Raw genomic sequence first — 1184 nt, 5'->3', positions numbered from 1 at the left:
GCGGATGCACTTCTTGAATCCAAGGCAAAGACCGCTGCACAAAATGATATTACTATGACGGTTGAAGGCAACATCCCTGCGAACAGGATTGAGGATGTGAACCTCGTAATACTGATTTCTAACCTTGTTGACAATGCCTTAGAAGCTGCGAAGCAGGTAGAAGGCGAGAAGAAGATTGAGATTCAGTCGATACTTAAGAAGAATATTTGGATTCTTTATGTAAAGAATTCATGTGTACAGGATGTGGTTATCAGAGAAAACAGGATTGAAACTACCAAAGAAGAAAAGGAATCACACGGCTTTGGAATTTCAAACATTGAGCGTGTGGCTAAGAAGTATGGCGGTAATCTGAAACTCAGTTGTGAGAACCGTGTATTTACAGCCAGAGCGACGCTCATGCTTATGGCGTGATGGGGGTGTGCCAATAAAAATGCAAAATACAGGGAGATGGGGGATTTGATTCAAAATATTTTGATTATTCTGGGAATAAGCGCTTTGCGTGGGATTACTGTCTTTGCATGCTTTTGGATTATTTTTGAGCGCTTTTTTTCGTATCGTAGCAGAAAATGGAATATAGGTAGTTGGTTTGGGATTATTTTCTATATAGCAATTTCGCTGTTATATAGGTTTGCTTTAAAATCAGAGATACTTCTGATTAGCAGGATAATGCTGATTATACACTTAATTAGGATTATTCCCTTTTTGTGGGCAAAATATGGATTTGATCCGAAATTTCTGGTAATGGTGCTGTTTTATGAAAATATGATAGACTGCTTGGCACTGAATGTTGAGTATTTATTCGTGGTCAAGAGTAACATTGAGGGCTATAAAGGGATAGAGAGTGATTTCGCTATAGCTTTAACAGAAATAGTTGTCTTACTGTTCTTGTTACTATTAGTGGCACTCAAAAAAGCAAATATCCTAAAGGTGTATTTTACTGAGCTGACTATACCGGAATATATTATTTTGTTCTTAAATTGTTTTTTTGGAGGAATATTACAAAGCGCTATCCTTAAAGAAAAGATGGTGGTTAGCGGAATGAGAACATTGTCATATATTACCTATGCATTACTTATGATTCTTATTATGCATGTCATAATGGTCCGAGAACAAAACACATCCATGAATGATATGATAGGTAACCTGAGTGGGCCTATGAAGCAGATTACAGATTCATATATTGA

The 1184-nt window shown here is 36.9% G+C and carries 2 protein-coding genes; both read left to right on the top strand.

Annotated elements, in window-relative coordinates; translation table 11 throughout:
- Window positions 1-411, top strand: a 411-nt coding sequence (locus DL92_RS19595; RefSeq protein ID WP_034469441.1) for an ATP-binding protein, incomplete at its 5' end; no start/stop codon positions are given.
- Between the two features lie 45 nt (window positions 412-456).
- On the top strand, window positions 457-1184 hold a 728-nt coding region (locus tag DL92_RS19590; protein ID WP_197027269.1), incomplete at its 3' end, for a hypothetical protein.

It is taken from the genome of Butyrivibrio sp. AE2005, assembly GCF_000686965.1.
GTDB classification, from domain to species: domain Bacteria; phylum Bacillota; class Clostridia; order Lachnospirales; family Lachnospiraceae; genus Butyrivibrio; species Butyrivibrio hungatei_A.
This window is presented reverse-complemented; position numbering and strand designations above follow the sequence as displayed.